The 22,456-nt window shown below is 71.2% G+C and carries 27 protein-coding genes; 20 read left to right on the plus strand and 7 right to left on the minus strand.

Features of this window, described 5'->3' with window-relative positions:
- The first annotated feature begins 7 nt into the window (after positions 1-7).
- From J3A75_RS16615 to J3A75_RS16670, 12 genes are all read left to right on the plus strand, one after another.
- The gene (locus J3A75_RS16615; RefSeq protein ID WP_209650509.1) at positions 8-397 is read left to right on the plus strand and encodes a hypothetical protein; all 390 of its coding nucleotides are present in this window, start codon (positions 8-10) and stop codon (positions 395-397) included.
- Positions 394-669: a DUF2312 domain-containing protein gene (locus J3A75_RS16620; RefSeq protein WP_209650510.1), complete on the plus strand. Its 276-nt coding sequence runs from the start codon at positions 394-396 to the stop codon at positions 667-669. The genes J3A75_RS16615 and J3A75_RS16620 overlap by 4 nt, the downstream gene beginning before the upstream one ends.
- Complete coding sequence (locus J3A75_RS16625) at positions 669-1,121, plus strand: hypothetical protein (protein WP_209650511.1); 453 nt, start codon at positions 669-671, stop codon at positions 1,119-1,121. Before J3A75_RS16620 ends, J3A75_RS16625 begins: the two co-directional genes overlap by 1 nt.
- A complete protein-coding gene (locus tag J3A75_RS16630; RefSeq protein WP_209650512.1) occupies positions 1,118-1,492 on the plus strand; it encodes a hypothetical protein in 375 nt (124 codons plus the stop codon). Before J3A75_RS16625 ends, J3A75_RS16630 begins: the two co-directional genes overlap by 4 nt.
- Complete coding sequence (locus tag J3A75_RS16635) at positions 1,489-1,719, plus strand: hypothetical protein (protein WP_209650513.1); 231 nt, start codon at positions 1,489-1,491, stop codon at positions 1,717-1,719. Before J3A75_RS16630 ends, J3A75_RS16635 begins: the two co-directional genes overlap by 4 nt.
- A gap of 3 nt (positions 1,720-1,722) precedes the next feature.
- Positions 1,723-1,995, plus strand: coding sequence for a hypothetical protein (locus tag J3A75_RS16640; RefSeq protein WP_209650514.1), 273 nt, complete (start codon positions 1,723-1,725; stop codon positions 1,993-1,995).
- A complete protein-coding gene (locus J3A75_RS16645) occupies positions 1,992-2,381 on the plus strand; it encodes a hypothetical protein (RefSeq protein ID WP_209650515.1) in 390 nt (129 codons plus the stop codon). The genes J3A75_RS16640 and J3A75_RS16645 overlap by 4 nt, the downstream gene beginning before the upstream one ends.
- Positions 2,369-2,701, plus strand: a complete 333-nt coding sequence (locus J3A75_RS16650; RefSeq protein ID WP_209650516.1) for a hypothetical protein — start codon at positions 2,369-2,371, stop codon at positions 2,699-2,701. The genes J3A75_RS16645 and J3A75_RS16650 overlap by 13 nt, the downstream gene beginning before the upstream one ends.
- On the plus strand, positions 2,668-3,870 hold the full coding sequence (locus J3A75_RS16655; protein ID WP_209650517.1) for an integrase: 1,203 nt from the start codon (positions 2,668-2,670) through the stop codon (positions 3,868-3,870). The genes J3A75_RS16650 and J3A75_RS16655 overlap by 34 nt, the downstream gene beginning before the upstream one ends.
- Before the next feature lie 12 nt (positions 3,871-3,882).
- A complete protein-coding gene (locus J3A75_RS16660; protein ID WP_209650518.1) occupies positions 3,883-4,392 on the plus strand; it encodes a hypothetical protein in 510 nt (169 codons plus the stop codon).
- Positions 4,393-4,577: 185 nt separating this feature from the next.
- Positions 4,578-5,804: a hypothetical protein gene (locus J3A75_RS16665; RefSeq protein WP_312892571.1), complete on the plus strand. Its 1,227-nt coding sequence runs from the start codon at positions 4,578-4,580 to the stop codon at positions 5,802-5,804.
- A gap of 116 nt (positions 5,805-5,920) precedes the next feature.
- A complete protein-coding gene (locus tag J3A75_RS16670; RefSeq protein ID WP_012319205.1) occupies positions 5,921-6,157 on the plus strand; it encodes a hypothetical protein in 237 nt (78 codons plus the stop codon).
- Between the two features lie 22 nt (positions 6,158-6,179).
- On the opposite strand, the gene J3A75_RS16675 is transcribed toward J3A75_RS16670, so the two are convergent.
- A complete protein-coding gene (locus tag J3A75_RS16675; protein WP_012319206.1) occupies positions 6,180-7,508 on the minus strand; it encodes an MFS transporter in 1,329 nt (442 codons plus the stop codon).
- 224 nt (positions 7,509-7,732) lie between these two features.
- Between J3A75_RS16675 and dnaN the strand changes: the two genes are divergently transcribed.
- Positions 7,733-8,854 carry a DNA polymerase III subunit beta gene (gene dnaN, locus J3A75_RS16680; RefSeq protein WP_012319207.1) on the plus strand — a complete coding sequence of 374 codons (1,122 nt, stop codon included), beginning with the start codon at positions 7,733-7,735 and terminating at the stop codon, positions 8,852-8,854.
- Between the two features lie 220 nt (positions 8,855-9,074).
- A complete protein-coding gene (gene recF, locus J3A75_RS16685) occupies positions 9,075-10,229 on the plus strand; it encodes a DNA replication/repair protein RecF (protein WP_209650520.1) in 1,155 nt (384 codons plus the stop codon).
- A 2-nt stretch (positions 10,230-10,231) separates the two neighbouring features.
- Here recF and J3A75_RS16690 read toward each other — a convergent pair whose 3' ends face one another.
- On the minus strand, positions 10,232-11,932 hold the full coding sequence (locus J3A75_RS16690) for a methyl-accepting chemotaxis protein (RefSeq protein WP_012319209.1): 1,701 nt from the start codon (positions 11,930-11,932) through the stop codon (positions 10,232-10,234).
- Positions 11,933-12,347: 415 nt separating this feature from the next.
- Here J3A75_RS16690 and J3A75_RS16695 point away from each other — a divergent pair, with 415 nt between their 5' ends.
- Both J3A75_RS16695 and J3A75_RS16700 read left to right on the plus strand, forming a co-directional pair.
- On the plus strand, positions 12,348-12,743 hold the full coding sequence (locus J3A75_RS16695) for a VOC family protein (protein WP_012319210.1): 396 nt from the start codon (positions 12,348-12,350) through the stop codon (positions 12,741-12,743).
- Positions 12,744-12,787: 44 nt separating this feature from the next.
- A complete protein-coding gene (locus tag J3A75_RS16700) occupies positions 12,788-13,375 on the plus strand; it encodes a histidine phosphatase family protein (RefSeq protein WP_012319211.1) in 588 nt (195 codons plus the stop codon).
- Here the strand turns inward: J3A75_RS16700 and J3A75_RS16705 are convergent, their stop codons facing one another.
- From J3A75_RS16705 to J3A75_RS16725, 5 genes are all read right to left on the minus strand, one after another.
- Positions 13,376-14,092, minus strand: coding sequence for a hypothetical protein (locus tag J3A75_RS16705; protein WP_024830085.1), 717 nt, complete (start codon positions 14,090-14,092; stop codon positions 13,376-13,378). It abuts the gene before it with no gap.
- A gap of 61 nt (positions 14,093-14,153) precedes the next feature.
- Positions 14,154-15,146 carry a nickel/cobalt transporter gene (locus tag J3A75_RS16710; RefSeq protein ID WP_012319213.1) on the minus strand — a complete coding sequence of 331 codons (993 nt, stop codon included), beginning with the start codon at positions 15,144-15,146 and terminating at the stop codon, positions 14,154-14,156.
- Complete coding sequence (locus tag J3A75_RS16715; RefSeq protein ID WP_012319214.1) at positions 15,137-15,811, minus strand: DUF1007 family protein; 675 nt, start codon at positions 15,809-15,811, stop codon at positions 15,137-15,139. Before J3A75_RS16715 ends, J3A75_RS16710 begins: the two co-directional genes overlap by 10 nt.
- Positions 15,812-15,905: 94 nt before the next feature.
- Positions 15,906-16,811, minus strand: coding sequence for an amino acid ABC transporter substrate-binding protein (locus J3A75_RS16720; protein ID WP_024830083.1), 906 nt, complete (start codon positions 16,809-16,811; stop codon positions 15,906-15,908).
- Between the two features lie 124 nt (positions 16,812-16,935).
- Positions 16,936-18,216 (minus strand): dicarboxylate/amino acid:cation symporter, encoded by a 1,281-nt coding sequence (locus J3A75_RS16725; RefSeq protein ID WP_012319216.1) that lies wholly within the window; start codon positions 18,214-18,216, stop codon positions 16,936-16,938.
- A gap of 242 nt (positions 18,217-18,458) precedes the next feature.
- Here J3A75_RS16725 and J3A75_RS16730 point away from each other — a divergent pair, with 242 nt between their 5' ends.
- Genes J3A75_RS16730 through J3A75_RS16745 form a run of 4 tightly spaced genes read left to right on the plus strand, consistent with a single transcriptional unit; the run spans position 18,459 to position 22,454 of the window.
- A complete protein-coding gene (locus J3A75_RS16730; RefSeq protein ID WP_012319217.1) occupies positions 18,459-19,376 on the plus strand; it encodes a branched-chain amino acid ABC transporter permease in 918 nt (305 codons plus the stop codon).
- Positions 19,376-20,770, plus strand: a complete 1,395-nt coding sequence (livM, locus tag J3A75_RS16735; protein ID WP_070999485.1) for a high-affinity branched-chain amino acid ABC transporter permease LivM — start codon at positions 19,376-19,378, stop codon at positions 20,768-20,770. The genes J3A75_RS16730 and livM overlap by 1 nt, the downstream gene beginning before the upstream one ends.
- On the plus strand, positions 20,770-21,660 hold the full coding sequence (locus J3A75_RS16740; protein WP_024830082.1) for an ABC transporter ATP-binding protein: 891 nt from the start codon (positions 20,770-20,772) through the stop codon (positions 21,658-21,660). Before livM ends, J3A75_RS16740 begins: the two co-directional genes overlap by 1 nt.
- Positions 21,657-22,454: an ABC transporter ATP-binding protein gene (locus J3A75_RS16745; protein ID WP_012319220.1), complete on the plus strand. Its 798-nt coding sequence runs from the start codon at positions 21,657-21,659 to the stop codon at positions 22,452-22,454. Before J3A75_RS16740 ends, J3A75_RS16745 begins: the two co-directional genes overlap by 4 nt.
- The last annotated feature ends 2 nt before the right edge of the window (positions 22,455-22,456 follow it).

A 22,456-nucleotide genomic window follows, 5' to 3' on the forward strand; every position in this document is an offset into this window, starting at 1 on the left:
GGGCGCCATGGCCTCGACCAAGTACAAAGATCTCGCGATCAGCACTGCTGCGGCCGCAAGGCGCAAGAGCGCCGACCGTCCGCCCCGAGATGCGACCTCTGCCATCGGCCGGCGGATGCTGATCGACATCACGGAGACGACGACGATCGGCTTCAGCGAGCTGCTCGACTTGACCGACGATGTTGCCTTCAGCAGCGCCGTGACCTTGCGCGCCAATGCCGGCGCCGTGGCGAGCCTCACGCTCACCCTGGCCAACGGCGACGATGCAAAGGCTCTCGAACTCTTGCCGGTCGTTTTCGCCGAGATGACGCGGATCGCACGGGAGCGGATCGGCGCCGACCCCGCGCTTCGGACGACCGGAGAGGTGGACTGTTCGAGCGCTGGGGCGCCGGCATGACCGCGGGCCTGTCCACCGCCGGCGACGTCACCGCCGCCGAAGGCGTCGCGGCCGACGAGCTGAAGGCCTTCATCGAGCGCCTGGAGCGCCTCGAGGAGGAGAAGGCCGGCATCATGGGCAACATCAAGGAGGTGTTCGCCGAGCTGAAGGGCCGGGGCTTCGACGCAAAGGCCGTCCGGACGATCCTGCGCATCCGCAAGCAGGACCACAGCGAGCGCCAGGAGCAGGAGGCGATCCTGGAGCTGTACTGCCAAGCCCTGGGGATGGCGTGATGGGAACGCTTCGGTCCCTCGTCGACCAGGCCTCCGGCTACGCGGAGGTCCTCTTCGATCCTGACGATGCGATGATGCCCCACTTCGTCGCCCAGGAGGCCGGCGGAGCCGTTACGATCGCGGCGCTCGGCATGGGCGGCGCTGACCTGGACCTGATGCGCAAGGCCATGGCGCTCAAGTTCGAGCGTGATGGCTTCCGGCGGTGGGTGTTCTTCTCCGAAGGCTGGATGGTGGAAGCCAACGGCCAGCCGCGCCGAGGCGACCCTCAGGACGATCCGGAGCGCGTCGAGGTGATCCTCTTCGATGCGTTTGACGTAGCCGGAAACCGACGTCTCCGCGCGCGGCGCCAGGTCCTGCGTCCGGATGGGCAACCGGCGCGTATCATGCCGCTCGTGATCTCGCACGGGCCTGTCTTCGATTATCCGACGCGTCACTCGCGGGCGAGCGCATGAAGACCGCTCCGCCGCCGATCGCCCTTGCTGATCTCGACCGCGACGAGCTGCTGCAGCTCCTCCAGGATCGACCGGTTTACGGCCTGCGCCCCTCCGACCTCTGGAGCGCCCGGTACGACGTCTTGGAGCGGCGCGCGAAAGTCGCCGCCGAGCGCCGGGAGGCCACCGGCGACGCCTACTATCCCTTCATGCGCGGGGTCGACCCGAGCACGATGAGCAAACGCGCGTGGTCGAAGCTCCAGGCTGACCGTGAGGCCGCGCGAAAGGCTCACGAGGCTGCCGAGCGCGCGTACCGCCGCGCCGCCGGCGCCCGCGATCGTGCCTTCGATGCGCTGATGGCCAGCTACGATCACCGGAGAGAGCCCGCATGACCGCAATCCGCCTCGTCCCGCCCGATGGCGCCGACTGGACGATCGACGCGGTCCCGCTGCCCGACGGCGTCGAGCTCGCGATCGCCTTCACGCTCCAGGCCAAGCCGGTGACCGTGCGGTACGTCATGGACCGCCCGGACGCGCGCAAGCTCTCGGACGGTCTCCGCGCGGCCGCCGGCGACGGCACTATGCGCACCTTCCCGCACCCGCAGATCCCGGAGGCGTAAGCAGTGTCCGAAGATCCCGCGCCCCTCGTGCACGTCTACCTTACCCCCGACCCGCTGTTCGCCGGCGAGATCCTGGAGGTGTGGGGCAAGGTCGTGGGCGATACCGTCCACTATGGCGCGTTCGGCTACTGCCTTACCGGCGAGGGGCGCCAGTGGCACCGCCAGCGCTGGGCGGCGGAGAACTACGCGCGCCAGCTCCAGGCCGCGAGGCTTGCCCAGCTGCGAGACGAGATCGCCCGGATCGAGGGCTTCCGCTTCGGGAGGCCCGGATCGTGACCCGCCAGCCGGAGAGCGACGACTACGCGGCCGGCTACGCCGACGCCATGCGCGACGCGGCCGCCCGTAGCGCCAAGCGCGCGGTCGACCTGCACACACGCGCCAGCATGCTGACCCGCGAGGCGAAGTCGCTGCTCCGCAGATCCGAGCAGCTGCGGGATGAGGCGGAGGCCTTCCACGACGCCGCGCAGAACGTCTGGGCGCAGTGGGCCGATCGGCGCAACTGGCCGGACGTGCGCGCGCGGGTCGCTGATGCGCGGAACGGGCAGTCCGTGGAGGCATCCGCGCCGACGCTCACCCTCGGCGACCCGGAGCCGCCGGCGACGCGGGATCTACCCCAGGAGGAAGCAATGCGCCGCGCTGCCGGTCGAGCGTGGAGGGCCTGATCGTGACCAAGCCTCGCACCAAGCCCGGTCGCCCTGCCCTCACCTTCGATGATCTGCCGCTTTTCGCGGCCGATAAGGACATCGCCGAGGCCGTCGTCGGACCGGACGAGGCGGACAAGCGCGCGTGGTGCGCGAGCGTCGCGAGCCTGGAGGCCTGCGGCTTCCCGGCCCCGGCAAAGCTCTACGGCAAGCGCTACGTCCCGGCCGTTCGGGCCTTCTACGATCGGCAGTATGGTCCTGCGGGGCGTGCGCCTACCGACTCAGGGCGGCGCGAGGAAGAGGTGACATGGACAGGCCGCAGATTAAGGCCCCGGGTCTGAAGTTCCGACCGCGCAGCGAAGGCTGGGCGGCATACTGGCTCCCCTCCCCGGAGGCTCTGCGCCGCGGCTATCCTTCCGGCACGGTCCCGCTCTCGCATCTGATCGCGTCGCCCGAGCTACTCGTCGACGCCTGCCAGCGCCTCCAGAACGACATGCTCGCGTGGCTCGACGGGCTGCGCCGCAATCGGAACGCCTTCGACGGCACAATCGGCAGCGTCCTGCGCCTCTACCAGGTCCATGAGGAGTCGCCGTTTCACGGCCTCAAGCCGGGGACGCGGCACCCCTACATCACGTACCTGCGCCTCCTCGATGCCGAGATCGGGGATCTCCGGATCGACACGCTGACCGCGCTGCACGTGAAGCGGTGGCACGCCGGCTGGAGCGCCGGCGGCGCGCGGCCGGCGGCTGGGCACATGCGGCTTGCTATCCTGAAAGCCGCCCTCACCTTCTGCATCGTCGCCGGGCACAGCGAGTGCCGGGCTCTGCGCGACGACATCCGCGAGCTGCGCTTGCCCGGGCCGCGCGCCCGCACGCTGGTGGCCACCGCCGACCAGGTGCGCCGCGCGATGAAGGCCGCGCACGCGATCAGGCGCCCGTCGCTCGCCCTCGCCTACGCGATCCAGTTCGAGACGGCGCTCCGCCAGTGGGACGTCACCGGCCAGTGGTACCCGCTCCAGGACCCGACGCTCTGCTCCGTGGTCAACGGGGACCGGAAGTGGGCCGGCCTCGAATGGCGGCATATCGGCGACGACGGCCTACTGCGCTACACGCCCTCGAAGACGCGCGGATCGAGCGGGGCCGAGGTCCTGATCGACCTCAGTCTGTGTCCGATGGTCCTGGAGGAAATCGCGCGAGTGCCTGACGCGGCGCGGACCGGTCCGATGATCGTGAGCGAGCGCTCGAAGCTCCCGTGGCTCGATCACGATTTCCGGAGGTCCTGGCGGCGGGTGCGCGAGCTGGCCGGACTGCCGCCGGAGCTCTGGAGCCGAGATCTACGCGCCTCAGCGATCACCGAGGGCCGCAGGGGCGGCGCCGTGAACGACGATGCCGCGAAGGTCGCCGGCCACACCAACAGCCGTATCACGGCCGAGGTCTATGATCGCGAGCGCCTCGAGGCGCACCGCCGGTTCGCCGCCGCGAGGCTCGGCCGACGCTCGAGAGATCCTTGACGGACAACGGCCATGAGCGGCGTGAAGTGGCGCAAGCGGCAATACGGGATGGTTGCCTACTGGCTCCCTACCCCGGTCAAGAGGCGCCAGGGCTATAGGCCAAAATCCGTCCTGCTCTACAGCGGGCCCGACCCTGACGAGGCTGTGATCGCGGACTGCCGCAAAAAGGCAGAGGCGCTGACCATGACTATGCGCGCTTGGCGTCCGGAGGGCCCGGTGCGCCCGACGCAGGGCGTGATCTACTTCATGCGGCTCGGAGATCACGTCAAAATCGGGTTCACCCTCGATCTGGAGAAGCGCATCTTCTCCCTCAAGACCGGCTCGCCCGTCCTTGGGCAGCTGGTGGGCATTTTGAAGGGCACGAGAGAGATCGACCGGTTCGTGCGATGGCTGTTCCGAGCCTCGCATTTCCGCGGGGACTGGTTTCACCCTACGCCCGAGCTGCTCGCGTTCATCGAGGCGCATGCGACGCTACCGCCGCCGGCCAAACACAAGCGTGCAGAACGAAAGCCGACTTGGTGAGGAACGCCCTCGGAACGCCAAAAAATTCGCAAGCCGCTGCAACTGCTTGCGAAACTTTCTGTTAACGAACTCTTAACGTCGTTTGCCTTGAGGCCCGTCCGGCGTGGTATGGATCAAGTCCGTGCCGGCGCGCACCCGCGGCGGTCGGAACGTGCGAGTGCGTAATCTTGCGATGGCTGCAATCCGTGTTCGGCTCTGACGGCTCCCCCATCGTCCAGTATATCGTGATCTTCGCCGTCATCTTCACGGCGCTCGCGGCGATCGTGTTCACGGTGCGCCGGCTCACCGGCCGGAGCCTCGCCCTGCCGGGGCGGTCCGGAAGCCGGGGGCGCCAGCCGCGGCTCGGGATCGTCGACGTGTACGAGCTCGACCGGGCCCGGCAGCTGATCCTGCTGCGTCGGGACAATGTCGAGCACCTGCTCCTGGTGGGCGGCCCCAACGACGTGGTGGTCGAGCGCAACATCCAGCGCGGTCAGCGGCCCCTGCCGGAGGCGGCGATCCGGCCGGAGCTGGCGCCCGAGCCGCTGGACGAACCGCTCCCGGACCCGCTCGTCCAGGGCGGCCGCCTGCCCGAGCCGCCCCGCGGTCTCCCGGAATCCGGCGGGCGGCGCGCGGAGCCGCTGTTCGATCCGGGCTTCGCGATGCCGGTGGTGGTGCCGTCGCCGGTGCCGCGCTCGGCCTCCGCCCCGCCCGTGACGCTGCCCCTCGACCCCGGGTTGTTCGGCGGCGACGAGCCCGGTCAGGACGTCCCCGCGCCCCTGAGTGCCGCGCCGACCCCGCCGCCCGCGCCCCAGCCCCCGGCCCCGCCCGAGCCCGCGCCGCCGCCGGCGGTGGAACCGTCCGCGCCCCCGCCGCGCGAGGCGGTCGCGCCGCGGCGGATCCTGAGCCGGACGGCGCCGCCGCTGATCGAGCCGCGGCCCAACCCCGCCTCCGAGCGCAGGCCCGAGCCGGCGCCGGCCGAGCCGGAGCCCGCCCGTCAGGCCCCGAGCCTCGCGGTGCCCTCCGAGCGCAAGTCGGTCGACCCGGTGGTCCTGTCCGACATGGCCCGGCAGCTCCAGGCCGCCCTGTCGCGCTCGTCCTCGGCCGTGACGCCGCCGCCGCAATCCCCGCCCGCCCCGCCGGTGCCCGAGGGGGTCGATCCGCTGGCGGCCGCGATGGCGAGCGTCCCGCTCGAGCCGGTGCCCGCCCCCGCCCCGCTGGACGAGCCGGTGGCCGCGCCGCCGCCTCCGCCCCCGGCCAGACCCGTGCCGCCGCCGGCGATGCCGAAGGCCGACCCCGTGCCGGCCCCGCCGCCGGCCCCGCCTGCTCCGCCGCCGCCCGACGCGAAGGGATCCGGCAACCCGTTCTCGGTGGAGGAGATCGAGGCCGAGTTCGCCCGCCTGCTCGGTCGCCCGCTCGACAAGCGGAGCTGAGGAGACCGGTCGCCCGCCGCCGAGCGGGCGCGCGCCGGGGCCGCACCGATCGCGAGAACCGCGTTTGACCGATGGTTAACCGTCTTCCGGGACGCTCCGTCCCGGAGGATTTGGCAATGCTCGCGCTGGATGCTGGAACGGCTCATCGGAGCCGCGCTTACAGGGCCTTCAGGCTGGACCGGGCCGGTCGCGTCCGCGCGGCCGAGATCCTGTCGGCCGAGGACGACACGCAGGCGCGCCGCCGCGCCCGGGCGATGGTCGGGCGCGACGCGATCGAGCTGTGGGAGCGGACCCGCTTCCTCGGGCGCTTCGAGCCCGCCGGCACGGCAGGTCAGGCGCGCCCCGCCCGCTGAGGCCGGCGCGCGGACCGTCCCGTCAGCGGCCAGCGGTCTCCGGCATGGCCAGCACGGCGAGGAAGCTGAGGATCGCGGCCCCCGCCAGGTAGAACCCGACGAAGCCGATGCCGCCGTAGGCCGCGAGCTGCTGCGCGATGTAGGGCGCGCCCGAGGCCCCCAGGATGCCCGCGAGATTGTAGGTGACCGAGGCGCCCGTGTAGCGCACCCGCGTCGGGAACAGCTCGGGCAGGACGGCGCCCATCGGCCCGAACACCCAGCCCATCGTCAGGAGGCTGAGGCAGAGGAAGCCCAGGACCGGCGGCCAGGTGCCGGTGCCGGCGGCGTGGCCCAGCATCGGCCCCATCAGGAAGCCCAGCAGGAACGTCACGGCCATGCCGGAGAGCAGCACCGGCCGGCGGCCGAAGCGGTCGGCCGCGGCTCCCGATACGACGGTGCCGAGCGCCATGAAGCAGACCGCGATGCACTCGAACAGCAGGAAGGTCGGCCGGCTGTAGCCGAGGGTGCCGGTGCCGTAGCCCAGGGCGAAGACGGTGGAGAGGTAGAACACCGCGTAGACCGCCACCATCGCGAACGTGCCGACCAGGACGGCGTGGCCGTGCTGGGTCAGCATGGTGGCGAAGGGCACGCGCTCCGGCCGCGCCTGGCTGAGCGCCGCCTTGAAGGCCGGCGTCTCGGTGAGCTTCAGGCGCACGTAGAGCCCGACGCCGACGAGCGCCGCCGAGGCCAGGAACGGCAGGCGCCAGCCCCAGGCCTGGAAGCTCTCCGGGGTCAGGCCGAAGCTGAGGGCGAGGAAGCCGAGATTGGCCAGGACGAAGCCGACCGGCGCCCCGAGCTGCGGGAAGATGCCGTACCACGCGCGCCGGCCCGGCGGCGCGTTCTCGACCGCCAGCAGGGCCGCGCCGCCCCACTCGCCTCCGAACCCGATCCCCTGCCCGCAGCGCAGGAGGCACAGCGCCGCCGGCGCCCACCAGCCGACCGACGCGTAGGTCGGCAGGCAGCCGATCAGCACCGTGGAGATGCCCATGATCAGCAGGGACGCCACCAGGGTCGCCTTGCGGCCGACCCGGTCGCCGAAATGCCCGAACAGGGCCGCGCCGACGGGTCGCGCGATGAACGCGATGGCGAAGGTCGCGAAGGCGCTGAGCTGCTGCACGCCGGGCGCGCCGGCGGGGAAGAAGACCGGGCCGATCACCAGGGCGGTGGCGGTGGCGTAGATGTAGAAGTCGAAGAACTCGATCGCCGTCCCGACGAAGCTCGCCGCGAGGATCCGGCGGGCGCTCGGGGTCGCGCTCGGGGCGGCCTGCGAGGGGTGTGCGGTCTTGCCCGCGCTGTCGATGGTCTGCAACATGATCGGGACGGTGAGGCGGGATCCGGGTCGGTTGCGGCGCTTTCGCACGGGCCGCCCCGTGCCGATACCCCGGTTCGGACATGGGCCTCCGACCTGGACGCGGAGGTCGCTGTGCGGTGCACCGACGGCGGCCTTGCGTTCCCCTGTCCCCTTCGCCAAGCTGAACGGCCATATTCCGTGACGGTCGCCGGCCGCGGCGCCGTCCCTAGCACTTGAGTATTGCGATGAGAGTCACTGTCGAGCGCGCGGCCCTGCTCAGGTCGCTCGGCCACGTGCACCGGGTCGTCGAGCGCCGCAACACGATCCCGATCCTGTCGAACGTGCTCCTGCGCGCGGAGGGATCGGGGCTCCAGCTGCGGGCGACGGATCTCGACATCGAGGTGACCGAGAGCGTGCCGGCCGACGTGGCCGACGCGGGCGCCACCACGGTGCCGGCGCACGTGATCTACGACATCGTGCGCAAGCTCCCCGACGGCGCGCAGGTCTCCCTGGAGACCGGCGGCGAGTCCGGCCAGATGACGATCCGGTCCGGCCGCTCGCGCTTCGCCCTGGGCGCCCTGCCGGAGGGCGACTTCCCGGACCTCGCCGCCGGCGAGATGCCGCACGGGTTCGAGATCGCCGCCGCCGACCTGAAGCGGCTGATCGAGAAGACGCAGTTCGCGATCTCCACCGAGGAGACCCGGTACTATCTCAACGGCATCTACCTGCACACGCTGGAGACCGAGAACGGTCCGGCGATGCGGGCGGTGGCCACGGACGGCCACCGGCTCGCCCGCGTTGAGATCCCCGCCCCGCAGGGCAGCGTCGGCATGCCGGGCGTGATCGTGCCCCGCAAGGCGGTCGCCGAGATCCAGAAGCTCCTCGACGACGGCGGCGAGACCGTCGCGGTCGACCTGTCGCCCGCCAAGATCCGCCTGCGCTTCGCCGGCGGCCTGACGCTGATCTCCAAGCTGATCGACGGCACCTTCCCGGATTACCAGCGGGTGATCCCGGCCAACAACGACAAGCGGCTGACCGTCGAGCGCGACGCCTTCGCGAAGGCGGTGGACCGGGTCTCGACGATCTCGTCGGAGCGCGGGCGCGCGGTGAAGCTCGGGCTGGCCGAGGGGCGCCTCGCGCTCTCGGTGAACAACCCGGATTCGGGCAGTGCCACCGAGGAGCTCGACGTCGACTACGAGGCGGCCGGCCTCGATATCGGCTTCAACGCTCGCTACCTCCTCGACATCACCGCGCAGCTCGAGGGCGACACCGCCCTGTTCAAGCTCGCGGATCCCGGCTCGCCGACCCTGATCCAGGACCGCGAGGGCGCGCCGGCGCTGTACGTGCTGATGCCGATGCGGGTGTGAGGCGGCCGCGCGGATCCCTGCCCCGCCCTCATCCTCGGGGACCGGGGGCGTAGCGGAGGCCTCGCAGGAGGCCTCCACGTGGTGATGTGGTTTCTGGAGCCCTCCTGCGGGGCCCGCTGAGGCGGGCTTTCAGGATGCGGTGGTTGGATGGGATGTCAGACAGCAAAGGACGGTTGAGCGCGGCGCGTCTCGGCCCCTCGGTTGACCCCTCGGTCCACCGATGAGCGACGTCTCCGATCCGCGGGGCGAGCCCGACGGGTCCTCTCTGCGCGTCACCCGACTGATCGCCCGCGACTTCCGCAACCACGCGGACCTCGAACTGACGCCCCGGGCCCGCTTCGTCGCGCTGGTCGGGGAGAACGGCGCGGGCAAGACCAACCTGCTCGAGGCGCTGTCGCTGTTCGTGCCGGGCCGCGGCCTGCGCCGGGCGGAGTTCGCCGCCATGGCGCGCAGCGGCGGCCCGGGGGGCTTCGCGGTCTCGCTCACCCTCGACCGCGAGGGCGCCGAGCACCGCCTCGGAACCGGGCTGGAGCCACCGGGACCCGACGGGCGGGCGAGCCGGCTCTGCCGGATCGACGGCGCCACCGCCGCCTCGCCGGTGGCGTTCAGCGAGTTCCTGCGGGTCGTCTGGCTGACCCCCGACCTCGACGGGCTGTTCCGCGGCGCGGCCGGCGACCGGCGGCGGTTCCTCGACCGGCTCGTGCTGGCGGTCGACGCCGCCCACGGCGCCCGGGTCTCCGCGATGGAGCGGGCCCTGCGCTCGCGCAACCGCCTCCTGGAGGAGCGGCCCGACGACGAACGCTGGCTCGACGCCGTGGAGCGGGAGGTCGCCGAGCTGGGCGTCGCCGTGGCGCTTGCCCGGCGCGAGACCGCCGAGCGCCTCGACCGGCTGATCGCCGAGACCCGGGACGACGCGCAGCCCTTTCCCTGGGCCGCCATCCGCCTGGAGGGCGACCTCGACGATCTCGTGGCGGTCTGGCCCGCCATCGAGGCCGAGGACCGCTACCGCATGGCGCTCCGCAACGGCCGAAACCGGGACCGGGCCGCCGGGCGCACCCTGATCGGCCCGCAGAGCAGCGACCTCGTGGTCCGCCACGGCCCCAAGGACGTGCCCGCCGGCACGGCGTCCACGGGTGAGCAGAAGGCGCTGCTGATCGGGCTCGTCCTCGCCCACGCGCGGCTGGTTCGCGCCATGAGCGGCATCGCCCCGCTGATTCTCCTCGACGAGGTGGCGGCCCACCTCGATCCCCGCCGCCGGGCCGGCCTGTTCGAGGCCCTGGAGGCGCTCCCCGGGCAGGTCTGGATGACGGGCGCCGACCCCGGCGCCTTCGCGCAGGCCGGCACCCGGACGGAGGTCCTGCGGATCGGCGCCTGACCTCAGGCGGCCCGAACGGTCGCGAGGAAGCGGGACACCTCGGTGCCGAGCTGCTCCGACTGGCGCGATAGCGCGCTGGCTGCGCCGAGCACCTGCGTGGCGGCGGCACCCGTCGCCTCGGAGGCCTGGGCCACGCCCACGATGTTGCTCGTCACCTGATCCGTTCCGGTGGCCGCCTGGGCGACGTTGCGGACGATCTCCTGGGTCGCAGCCCCCTGCTGCTCCACCGCTGCCGCGATGGTGGTGGCCACACCGTTGATCTCCCGGATCCGCCCGGCGATTGCGTCGATGGCGGAGACCGCCTGGCCGGTCACGCCCTGGATCTGGGCGATCTGCTGGCTGATCTCCTCGGTGGCGCGCGCGGTCTGCCCCGCCAGCTCCTTGACCTCGGTGGCCACCACCGCGAAGCCGCGGCCCGCCTCGCCGGCGCGCGCCGCCTCGATGGTGGCGTTCAGCGCCAGGAGGTTGGTCTGAGCGGCGATGTTGGAGATCAGCCCGATCACCTCGCCGATGCGGGCGGCCGCCTGGGTCAGCGCCTGGACCAGGTGGTGGGTCTCGTCGGCCTCGCCGACCGCCGTCTGGGCGAGGTTGGCCGAGCCGAGCACCTGCCGGCCGATCTCCTGCACGGAGGAGCCCAGCTCCTCGGCGGCGGCCGCGACTGTCTGGACGTTGGCGGAGGCCTGCTCGGCGGCGGCCGCCACGGTGGTGGACTGGCTGGCGGTCTCGGTGGCGCTCGACGTCATGGCCTGGGCGGTCGTCTGCAGCTCCGTCGCCGAGGAGGACACCATCCCGACGATGCTTCCGACGGCGCGCTCGAAGCCGTCGGCGAGCTCGATCATGGTGCGTTTCCGCTCGGCGGCCGCGGCCGCGTCGGCCAGGCGCTTGACCTCGGCCTCCTCGGCGGCCTTGCGGGCGACCATGGCCTTGATGCCCTCGACCGCCTTGCCGACGGCGCCGATCTCGTCCCGGCGCGCGGCTTCCTTGATCTGGGCGTCGATCTCGCCCTGCGCCATGCGCTGCAGGACCTTGACCAAGCGGTCGAGCGGGCGCGCGATCCCGATCGTCGCGATGAAGGTCGCCGCGATCAGGCCCGCCAGCATCCCGAGGCCGCTCACGACCAGCAGGGTCCGACGGGTCGCGTCGGTCTGTTCGGTCAGGTCGTCCGAACCCTTCTCCATGTAGAGCCTGATGTCTTCGGCCAGGGCGTTGCCGTCGGCGAGGAGGCTCGAGAAGATCGGGTCGATCGCCGAGTGGACGAGCGCGATCGCCTGGTCGTTCTGGTTGGCGATGCCCAGCCGGCGCACCTCGCTCACGTCACGGAGATAGCGTTCGATGCGGGCGCTCTGCTCGTCGATCTTCGCCACGAAGGCCGGTGCGTGCGCGCGAAGGACGGGAAGCAGCGCGTTCACCTGCGGGACGGCCGCTTCGAAGCCCCTGTCGGCCGCCTGCATCTGTCCCGCCTCGGTCTCCGCGATGATCCGGTAGACGAAGTAGTTGAGTTCGATGACCAGGCGATTGAGCCGGCGCGCCTCTCCGACGGCGGCCGCCTCGTTATTGATGAAGCGGCTGTAGCCGTCGTCGATCGTGGTCATTCGTGACTGGGCGTACCAGACGCAGCCGCCGACGATCGCACCGATTAAAGCGATGACGCCCAACAGCTTGGGCAGCACATTGATATTGGATAGGCGTAGCACGGCGTTCATGCCCCAGATCAGGAAAGCTGACTCGCGTAGATTAGTTGATGCATGACCCTGATCAACACGTGTAAAGAAGATGCTAATCGACTTTTCGTGTCAAGAGACGTGCGCAATGTACATTTTATTGTGGCCGAATGTGATATTGATTTCACCTTAAAGCAATGATTTAGTTCGAATACCGACATTAGAACCATTAAAACAACTAAGATTGCACGCCAACTCAGGATACTTGTCATCGAAAATACCGGCGCCATTCGCGCGGTTGCCCTCCTCGGATATGCACCGGGACGATTGCGGGTGCAGGGGCTGGGCTGCGGGGGGCTGCGAGGCCCGTGGTCGCGGCCCACCTTTCCGGCGGATGCGTCGGGCTCCACATAGAAGGCCCTGCACGCCGCCCGCGTGCCCACGGAATCCCGAGCGCATGTCCAAGCCCGTCCACGCCATGATCCGCGTCCTCGAGGAGGAGCGCGCGCGCGACTACTACGCCCGGGCCTTCGGCCTCGAGGTCTCCGACCGGTTCGACTTCCCGGACTTCACCCTCGTCTACATGCGGGACCCGGCCTCGCCGTTCGAGCTGGAGCTCACGGTGAACAAGGGCCGCGACAAGCCCTACGATCTCGGCGACGGCTACGGGCACATCGCCTTCGTGGTCGACGACGTGGAGGCCGAGCACGCCCGGCACCGGCGCGAGGGCTTCACCGCCACCGACGTCAAGACCCTCAAGCACGGGGACGACGTGCTCGCGCGGTTCTTCTTCGCCACCGACCCGGACGGTTACAAGATCGAGGTCATCCAGCGCGGCGGCCGCTTCGCGTGACCGATCCGACGCGCGCCCTCCATCCCGACACATCGCCGCGAGCCATGCCCGATACGACCCGCATCGTCTGCATCCGCCACGGGCAGTCGACCTTCAACGCCGCGCACAAGCTCGGGCGCGGCGATCCCGGCCTGCCCGACGCGCGCCTGACCGAGCTCGGCCAAGCCCAGGCCCGGGCCGCGCGGGAGCGCCTCCGGGCGATCCCCTTCGATCTCGTGGTGGTCTCGCCCCTGACCCGCGCCATCGAGACCGCCGCGATCCTGTTCGGCGAGCATCCGAGCCGGCCGCACGTGCTCGTCGAGGTGCTGCACCGCGAGTGCCAGGAGAGCAGCTGCGACGTCGGCCGGGCCGCCTCGGAGATCGCCGCGGAGTTCCCGCACCTCGATGTCGGGCACCTGCCCGAGGTCTGGTGGCACGCGGAGCCGGGCTGCGAGGTCGGCGGCTACCCGGTGGAGCCGCGCCCCCTGTTCGACGCCCGGGTCGCGGCGTTCCGCGACTGGCTGCGGGCCCGGCCGGAGACCACCATCGCGGTGGTCGGCCACGGCACGTTCTTCTACCACCTGACCGGCACGTTCCTGGAGAATTGCGGGTCGATCGAGCTGGATCTCGACGCCGCGCCCGCGGCGGCCTGATCAGGCCGGCACCCCGGCGCGCGCCGCGTCCAAGCGCTGACGGGCGCCGGCGAGGGCGATCTCGGGCGCCTGCCGGCCGATGGCGAGGACGTCCGCGAGGATCGCGCAGGCCTCGCCCCAGGTCCCGGCCACGAAGGGCGCCGCGCCCTCGGCCACCTCCGCGGCGCAGCGCGCGTCCTCGCCCGCCCGTTGCGCGGCCGTCGCGGTGCGGGACGCCGCGGCGGTGAGGGCGCCCTCGCGCCAGCGCCGCGCCTGGGCGGCCGCCTGCGCGCGGGCGCCGGCCCGCCACGCGGCCGCGTTCGCCGCCGCCAGGGCCGCGGGCCAGTCCGGCGCGCCCGCGCAGGCTTCCGCGTCCGCCGCCAGGCCGGCGACGGCGCAGAGCGGCGCCAGGATGCGGCGGACGCTCTCCAGCGCCAGCCGCCGGGTGCGGGCGGCCTCGATCTCCGGGGTGTCGGCGCTGCCCGACAGGCGCAGGACGAAGGCCATCAGCTGGGGCCGCGCCTCGTCCGGCATGGCGTCGTTGAGCCCGAGGGCGTAGGCCGCGGCCGGCCGCGAGAAGCAGGGCGGGCAGTCGGCGCTGGAGCGTATCGCCCGGTAGGGCAGCCCCGCGGCCACGATCGCCGCCTCGTTGATGCAGGTCCCGCCGTCGGGGCCGGGGAAGGGATGCGATCCGGCGAGCAGACGCCAGTTCAGGATCGTCGCGAAGTCGGGATGCATCGGCGCGCTCTCCGTCTCGGTCGCGCAGCGTGGCACGCCGCGCCCCGGAAGGCGAGGCCCTTCATCCGCCGAGGCCCGGCGCGAGGCCGGAGAGCATCGCGGTGCCCAGGACCAGCACGAAGGCGGCGGCGACGAGCTCGAGGCCGCCGAGCGCCAGCAGCCCGGCCTGCCCCCGTCCGCCCGCGAGGCGCAGCGCCATCCGCTTGGCGAAGACCGCGAGGCAGGCCAGCGCGGTCGTGGTCACCGCCGTGCCGAGGGCCATCGCCAGGACCGCCAGCACGCCCGCCCCGGGCACGCCCTGCGACACCGCGAAGACCAGGACCAGCACCGCCCCCGCGCAGGGGCGCGTGCCCGCCGCCAGCACCACCCCGGCGCGCTCGCGCCACGTGTCGAGGGTGTCGAGGGCCTGCGGACCGGGCAGGTGGTTGCAGCCCGGTCCGCAGCCCGCGCCGAGATTGGCGAGGCGGCCGGCCTTGCGCCACGTCAGGACCAGCCCGATCAGCGCGACGAGGGCGAAGCTCACGGTCTCGATCAGGGTGCCGGCCCGGGTGATGCTCGCCGCCGTGGCGTTGAGGGCCAGCGTGCCGAGCCCGACGATCGCCCCGGCCACGCAGGCCTGGAGCAGCGCGGCGAGGACGCTCAGCGCGGCGCCGCGCCGGAGCGCCCGCTCCCCCGCCAGGATGTAGCCCGCGATCACCGCCTTGCCGTGGCCCGGGCCGGCGGCGTGGAACACGCCGTACGCGAAGGCGAGACCGATGAGCGGGGTCCAGCTGCCGCCGCCCCGCAGCGCGCTCACCGCGGCGTTGAGGCTGCGGGAGAAGCTCGCCTGGAGCGCCAGGATCACGCCGCCGAGCCCCGTGGCGGCCGGGGCGGCCTCCCGGAAGCCGATGCCGAAGGGCGAGCGCGGCGGCGGCGCGGCGAGGCCGGGCGCGACGAGCCACGCGATCGCGGCCGCCAGCAACGCGGCCAGCGCGATGGCCGCGGCCATGAGGCCGAGCCTCAGCCCCAGCCGCCCCGCCCCGGCGGGGGCGACGATCCCGACGCCTACGGACATGCCACGAGGACCCGGCTGGCGAACTGCACCCCGTAGGTCGAGGCGGCGGTGAGCGCCTCGAAGAAGGCCTCGGTCATGCCCGGCGACCCGGCATCGGCCGTCTTCGGCTGCTCGGTCTTCGGCCGGGTGACCGTGGCGGCGCAGCCCTGGGGCGCCCCCGCGAGGGTCGCGGCGTCGGCGCCCTCGGCGAACGAGAAGGCGACGAAGTAGGTCGGGTCGTAGACCTCCAGCGCGGCGACCCCCCGCCCCTGCTGGACCGGAGTCTTGAGGGGCAGCAGGAAGGTCATGACCAGCGCCCGGTCGTCCATATGCGCCGCCGGCTCCTTCGGATCGCCGAAGGCCTGGTCCTTGCCGCCGACCTTCAGCTTCGTGAAGTAGCCGAACTCGGCGAGGTTGGCGGTGTTCTCGGCGGCGAGCCCGGCGAGTTCCTCCGGGCTGAGCTTGCCGTCTTTGTCGGTGTCGAGGCCCTGCGTGACGAAGGCCGTGTACTCGGGGTCGAAGCTCCACGTGTCGCGGACGCCGACGAGCTTGCCGCCCTCGTAGACGAGCTGGGCCTTGGCGGTCACCCAGACATGCGGGTGGGCGGCGGCGGCCGAGGCGGCGCAGCCGAGGGCGGCGGCCAGCAGAAGGGCGGGCGGTTTCGGACAGTGCGCGGCGATCGGCATGGGCGGAGGCACGCTCGCGGAGGGAGGCGGTCAGGCCGGATCTCCTCGCGCGCCGGTTGGGCGAAAGCGAGGCGCCGTACCGACCCCGCGCCGGTCACTCGCCCCCGTCGAGGCCCATCAGCTGGAAGCTCACCCGCAGGTCGTTCGACATCGGGATGTCGAGGCGCTCGCCGTTGGGCAGCCGCTTGAGGAACCAGCGCTCGTAGGTCCAGCGCAGCGCCCGGGTTTCGGCGAGCCGGGTGAAGGTCTGCTGCACGAGGCCGGCGAGTTCCGGGTCGTCCTTGCGGAACATGATGCCGTAGGGCTCGTAGGAGAGCTTGTCGGGCAGGACCGTGTAGTCCGCCCCGTCCTTCGCGTCCGTCGCGATCAGCCCGTAGAGCAGCACGTCGTCGGTGGCGAAGGCGTCGGCCTTGCCGGCCTTCACCATCGCGTAGGAGGCGGCATGGTCTGGGGCGGTCACCACCTGCGCGTTGATCTTCAGGCGGGCGAGCTGGTCGCGCACGGCCTTCTCGTTGGTGGTGCCGGCCGTCACCACGACGGTCCTCCCGCCGAGATCCCGGTAGGAGGCGATGCCCGATCCGCGCCTCACCAGCAGTTGCGTCGCGCTGATGTAGTCCACGGGCGAGAAGGCGACCTGCTTGCGGCGCTCGGCATTGGCGGTGGTCGAGCCGCACTCGAGGTCGATCTTGCCGGAGGTCACCGCCTCGATGCGCGTCTCGGCGGTGACCGGCGCGTAGCGGATCTTCACGGGCCGGCCGATCGCCGCCTGGACGTCGTCGGCGATCTCGCCGCAGAGGTCGATGGCGTAGCCGATCGGGCGGGGGCTGCCGTCCGGCTGCTTGCCCTCCACGAAGGAGAACGGCACCGAGCTCTCCCGGTAGCCGAGGACGATCTCCCCGCGCTCGGCGACGCTCCTGAGTGTCCCGGTGAGCACCTCGACGGCGGAGGCAGGCGTCGCCGCCAGCGCCAGCACCACAACCGCGACGAGTCGCATCGTCATCACTCGGCCTCCGAAGGGCACCGCACAAGCCACGCCGCGATTCCGGGCACCCGTGAGAGCGCTCATGAGAGCGGCCTTCTTGCGCCCGCCATCCCGGCGCGCGCAGATTTCCCGGGACCGGCCCCTACTCCGCGGGCGAGGCCACCGTGCCGACATGGTCGAGGCGCTGGTCGGTGGTGCTGAGCTGGCCCTCCCACTTGGCGACCGCCACGGTGGCGACGCTGTTGCCCAGCACGTTGGTGGCCGACCGGCCCATGTCGAGGAACTGGTCGATCCCGATGATCAGCAGCAGCCCGGCCTCCGGGATGTTGAAGTGCGACAGCGTCGCCGAGATCACCACCAGCGAGGCGCGCGGCACGCCGGCCATGCCCTTCGAGGTCACCATCAGCAGGAGCAGCATCGTGAGCTGCTGGCCCCAGCTCAGCGGGATGTTGTAGGCCTGCGCGATGAACATCACCGCGAAGGTGCAGTACATCATCGAGCCGTCGAGGTTGAACGAGTAGCCCATCGGCAGAACGAACGACGTGATGCGGTTCGGCACCCCGAACTTCTCCAGGTTCGTCAGCATCTTCGGGTAGGCCGCCTCGCTCGACGCGGTCGAGAAGGCCAGGACGAAGGGCTCCTTGATCAGGTTGAACAGCCGCGCGATGCCGCCGGCCCCGAGCATCAGGAAGCCGACCCCCATCAGCAGCACCCAGAGCACGCCGAGGCCGATGTAGAACTCCACGAGGAACTTGCCGTAGGTGATCAGCACGCCGATGCCCTGCGTGGTGATGGTCGCCGCGATGGCGGCGAACACCGCCACGGGGGCGAACATCATCACGTAGCCCGTCACCTTGAGCATCACGTCGGCGACGCCCTCGATACCCTGCGCGAGCAGGCGCCCCTTCTCGCCGAGGGCGGCGAGGCCCACGCCGAAGAAGATCGAGAAGACCACGATCTGCAGGATCTCGTTGTTGGCCATCGCCTCGACGGCGCTCTTCGGCACGAGGTGCGTCACGAACTCCTTGAGCGAGAGCGAGGCCGCCTTGAGCCCGGTGCCGGCCCCGGCATCTGGCAGCGGCAGGTTCAGGTTGTGGCCGGGCTGCATCAGGTTGACCATGATGAGGCCGAGCATCAGCGAGCAGAACGAGGCGCCGACGAACCAGAGCAGCGCCTTGCCGCCGACCCGGCCGACCGACGCCGTGTCCCCGAGATGCGCGATGCCGACCACCAGCGTGGAGAAGACCAGCGGCGCGATGATCATCTTGATCAGCCGCAGGAACACGTCGGAGACCAGCGCGATGTAGCCGGCGATCTCCTTGGCGGTCTGCGGGTCGGGCCAGGTGATGCTGCAGGCGTAGCCGACGGCGATTCCGAGGAGCATGCCGACGAAGATCATCGTCGTGAGTCGCGACCCTGCCATCGGTACTGCTCCTCGCACGGGCCCGGGATGATCGAGCATTTCAATTCGTTAACGTGTCGCAGGAACTGCGCCACACGCAAGCCCGGCCAGGGGGCGTTACTGGCGTGGTCGACTGTTTTCACGCGACGCTCGGGCGGCGATGAAACCTGTGGCCGGTGTGCTACGGCTGCGGTACGAGACTTGCCCCGCCAAGCTGCCTGCGCTCTCCGTAGGCGGCCCAAGCAACCTGCGCGCGAGAGTTCATGGACGTCTTCGTACAGCAGCTCATCAACGGGCTGACGCTCGGCTCGATCTACGGCCTGATCGCGATCGGCTACACGATGGTGTTCGGCATCATCGGCATGGTGAACTTCGCCCACGGCGACGTCTTCATGGTCTCCTGCTTCATCGCGCTCATCACCTTCCTGCTGCTGACGGTCTGGCTCGGGGTCAGCTCCATCGCGCTGGCCTTCCTGGTGGTGCTGGTGGTCGCCATGGCGCTCACCGCCCTGTGGGGCTGGGCGATCGAGCGGGTGGCCTACCGGCCGCTGCGCGGCTCGTTCCGGCTGGCGCCCCTGATCTCGGCGATCGGCGTCTCGATCTTCCTGTCGAACTTCGTGCAGGTCGTGCAGGGCGCGCGCAACAAGCCGACCCCGCCGATGCTGTCGGGCGGCATCACCCTGTTCGAGCGCGACGGCTACGCGGTGTTCCTGGCCTGGAAGCAGGTGCTGATCATGGCGGTGACCGCCGTGCTGCTCACCGGCTTCTGGTACCTCGTGCAGCGCACGCCCTTCGGCCGGGCGCAGCGCGCCTGCGAGCAGGACCGCAAGATGGCGGCGCTGCTCGGCATCGACGTCGACCGCACGATCTCGCTGACCTTCGTGCTCGGCGCGGCGCTCGCGGCCGTCGCGGGCGTCCTCTACCTCATGTACTACGGCGTCGTGTCCTTCTCGGACGGGTTCGTGCCCGGCGTGAAGGCCTTCACGGCGGCGGTGCTCGGCGGCATCGGCTCCCTGCCCGGGGCGGTGCTCGGCGGCCTGATCATCGGCCTGATCGAGACCTTCTGGTCGGCCTATTTCTCCATCGAGTACAAGGACGTCGCCGCCTTCTCGATCCTGGCGATCGTCCTGATCTTCATGCCGTCGGGCATCCTGGGCCGGCCCGAGGTCGAGAAAGTCTGATGGCCGCCTCGCAGAACGCTCTCCCCGGCTCCGCGATGGCCGGCATCCTGCGCGACGCCGCCCTCTACGCCCTCGTCACCTTCGGCCTCTGCGTCCCGATCATCGCCTTCCGCACCGATCCCGGGCCCGGGACCGAGCTGGTGCTGGTGCCGCGCTGGGGGCTGGTGGCGGCGCTCTGCGCGGCGATCTTCGTGCTGCGCCTCGTCCAGCGCCTCGTGCTGCTCCGCCGCGACGCGCGGCGGGCGCTGACCCCCGCCCCGGCCCAAGCCACCGAGGCGGTGCACGGCGAGCCCGACGTCGGGCAGAAGACCTCGAAGGTCGGTCTCTGGCTGTTCATCTTCGTCGCGCTGACCCTGCCGATGATCTCCGCGCTGGCGACCGGCGGCCTGTCCTCGGCCCGCTACTGGATCGACCTCGGCATCCTGATCCTCACCTACGTGATGCTCGGCTGGGGCCTGAACATCGTGGTCGGCCTCGCGGGCCTCCTCGACCTCGGCTACGTCGCCTTCTACGCGGTGGGGGCCTACTCCTACGCGCTGCTCTCGACCACCTTCGGCCTGTCGTTCTGGGTCTGCCTGCCGCTGGCGGGCCTGTTCGCGGGCCTGTGGGGGATGATCCTCGGCTTCCCGGTGCTGCGCCTGCGCGGCGACTACCTCGCCATCGTCACCCTGGCCTTCGGCGAGATCATCCGCCTCGTCCTGATCAACTGGACCGACGTCACCGGCGGCGGCGCGGGCATCTCGTCGATCCCGCGGGCGACCTTCTTCGGCATCCCGTTCACGGCGGGCGAGGGCGGGTTCGCGGCGACCTTCGGCATCCCGTACGACTCGATGCACCGCCTCGTCTTCCTGTACTACCTGATTCTGGCGCTGGCCCTGATCACCAACTTCGTCACCCTGCGCCTGCGCCGCCTGCCGATCGGGCGGGCCTGGGAGGCCCTGCGCGAGGACGAGATCGCCTGCCGGTCGCTGGGCATCGACACGACGGCCACGAAGCTCACGGCCTTCGCGCTGGGCGCGGCCTTCGGGGGCTTCGCGGGCTCGTTCTTCGCCGTGCGCCAGGGCTTCATCAGCCCGGAGAGCTTCAACTTCCTCGAGAGCGCCATCATCCTGGCGATCGTGGTGCTGGGCGGCATGGGCAGCCAGGTCGGCGTCGCCATAGCCGCGGTGGCGATGGTCGGCGGCCCGGAGATGCTGCGCAACCTCGGCTTCCTGAAGGCCGTGTTCGGCGAGGGCTTCGACCCCAGCGAGTACCGCCTGCTCCTGTTCGGGCTGGCCATGGTCGCCATGATGGTCTGGCGACCCCGCGGCCTGATCTCCGAGCGCATGCCGTCGGTGTCGCTGGGCCAGCGGCGCGCGGTCTCGGGCGCCCACGTCAGCGAGGGGCACGGCTGATGGCGACGTCACCTCTCCCCCCGCCGGTGCTCACGGTCGAGCACCTGACCATGCGGTTCGGCGGCCTCACCGCCGTCTCCGACCTGTCCTTCGAGGCACGCCGCGGCGACATCACCGCGCTGATCGGCCCGAACGGGGCCGGCAAGACCACGGTGTTCAACTGCATCACCGGCTTCTACAAGCCGACCGAGGGCATGCTGACGCTGGCGCACGCCGACGGCACGTCGCATCTGCTGGAGCGGCTTCCCAACCACAAGGTCAACCGCACCGCGCGGGTCGCCCGGACCTTCCAGAACATCCGCCTGTTCCAGGGCATGACCGTCCTGGAGAACCTGCTGGTCGCCCAGCACGCGCCGCTGATGCGCGCGTCGGGCTACACGATCCTGGGGCTTCTCGGTCTCAGGACCTACCGGGACGCGCAGGACGCCGCGATCGAGCGGGCGAAGGCCTGGCTCGAGCGCATCGACCTGATGGCGCGGGCGGACGATCCTGCGGGCGCCCTGCCCTACGGCGCCCAGCGGCGCCTGGAGATCGCCCGGGCGATGTGCACCGACCCGGTCCTGCTCTGCCTCGACGAGCCGGCAGCCGGCCTCAACCCCCGGGAATCGGCCGAGCTGAACGGCCTCCTGCGCCACATCCGCGACGCGCACGACACCTCGGTGCTGCTGATCGAGCACGACATGTCGGTGGTGATGGAGATCTCCGACCACGTGGTCGTGCTCGATTACGGCGTGAAGATCGCCGACGGCTCCCCGGCCGAGGTGCGGGCCGACCCGAAGGTGATCGCCGCCTATCTCGGCGTCGAGGACGAGGAGGTCGAGGCCGTGGAGGCCGAGGTCGGGATCACCGTGCCGCACGGGGACGCGGCGCACACGGGAGCGTCGGCATGAGCGTCGCCGGCATCAACGTCCTGGTCGAGGAGACCCGGGCGATCCAGGCGGGGAAGAAGCCGCCGCTCCTCGCGGTGCGCGACGTCTCGACCTATTACGGCAGCGTCGCCGCCCTGCGCGGGGTCGATCTCGACGTCGCCGAGGGCGAGATCGTCACGCTGATCGGCGCCAACGGCGCCGGCAAGTCGACCCTGATGATGACGATCTTCGGCAGCCCGCAGGCGCGGTCGGGGACGATCACCTACGACGGGCGCGACATCACCCGGCTGCCGACCCACGCCATCGCCCGGCTCGGCATCGCCCAGTCGCCGGAGGGGCGCCGGGTCTTCCCGCGCATGACGGTCTACGAGAACCTCCAGATGGGCGCCGCGCTCCACGACGGGCGCTTCTTCGCCGAGGATCTGGAGAAGGTCTGCACCCTGTTCCCGCGGGTGAAGGAGCGCCTGAACCAGCGCGCCGGCACCATGTCGGGGGGCGAGCAGCAGATGCTGGCCATCGCCCGGGCGCTGATGAGCCGCCCGCGGCTGCTGCTCCTCGACGAGCCGTCCCTCGGCCTCGCGCCCCTGGTGGTGAAGGGCATCTTCGACGCGATCCGGGAGCTGAACCGGACCGACGGCATGACGATCTTCCTCGTCGAGCAGAACGCCTACCACGCCCTCAAGCTCGCCCATCGCGGCTACGTGCTGGTCAACGGCCGGGTCACCATGAGCGGGACCGGGCGGGCGCTGCTCGACGATCCGAACGTTCAGGCCGCCTATCTGGAAGGGGGCCATGCCGGCCCGGTCGGGACATGAGC

Origin of the sequence: Methylobacterium sp. PvP105 (assembly GCF_017876975.1) — a bacterium.
GTDB lineage: Bacteria > Pseudomonadota > Alphaproteobacteria > Rhizobiales > Beijerinckiaceae > Methylobacterium > Methylobacterium radiotolerans.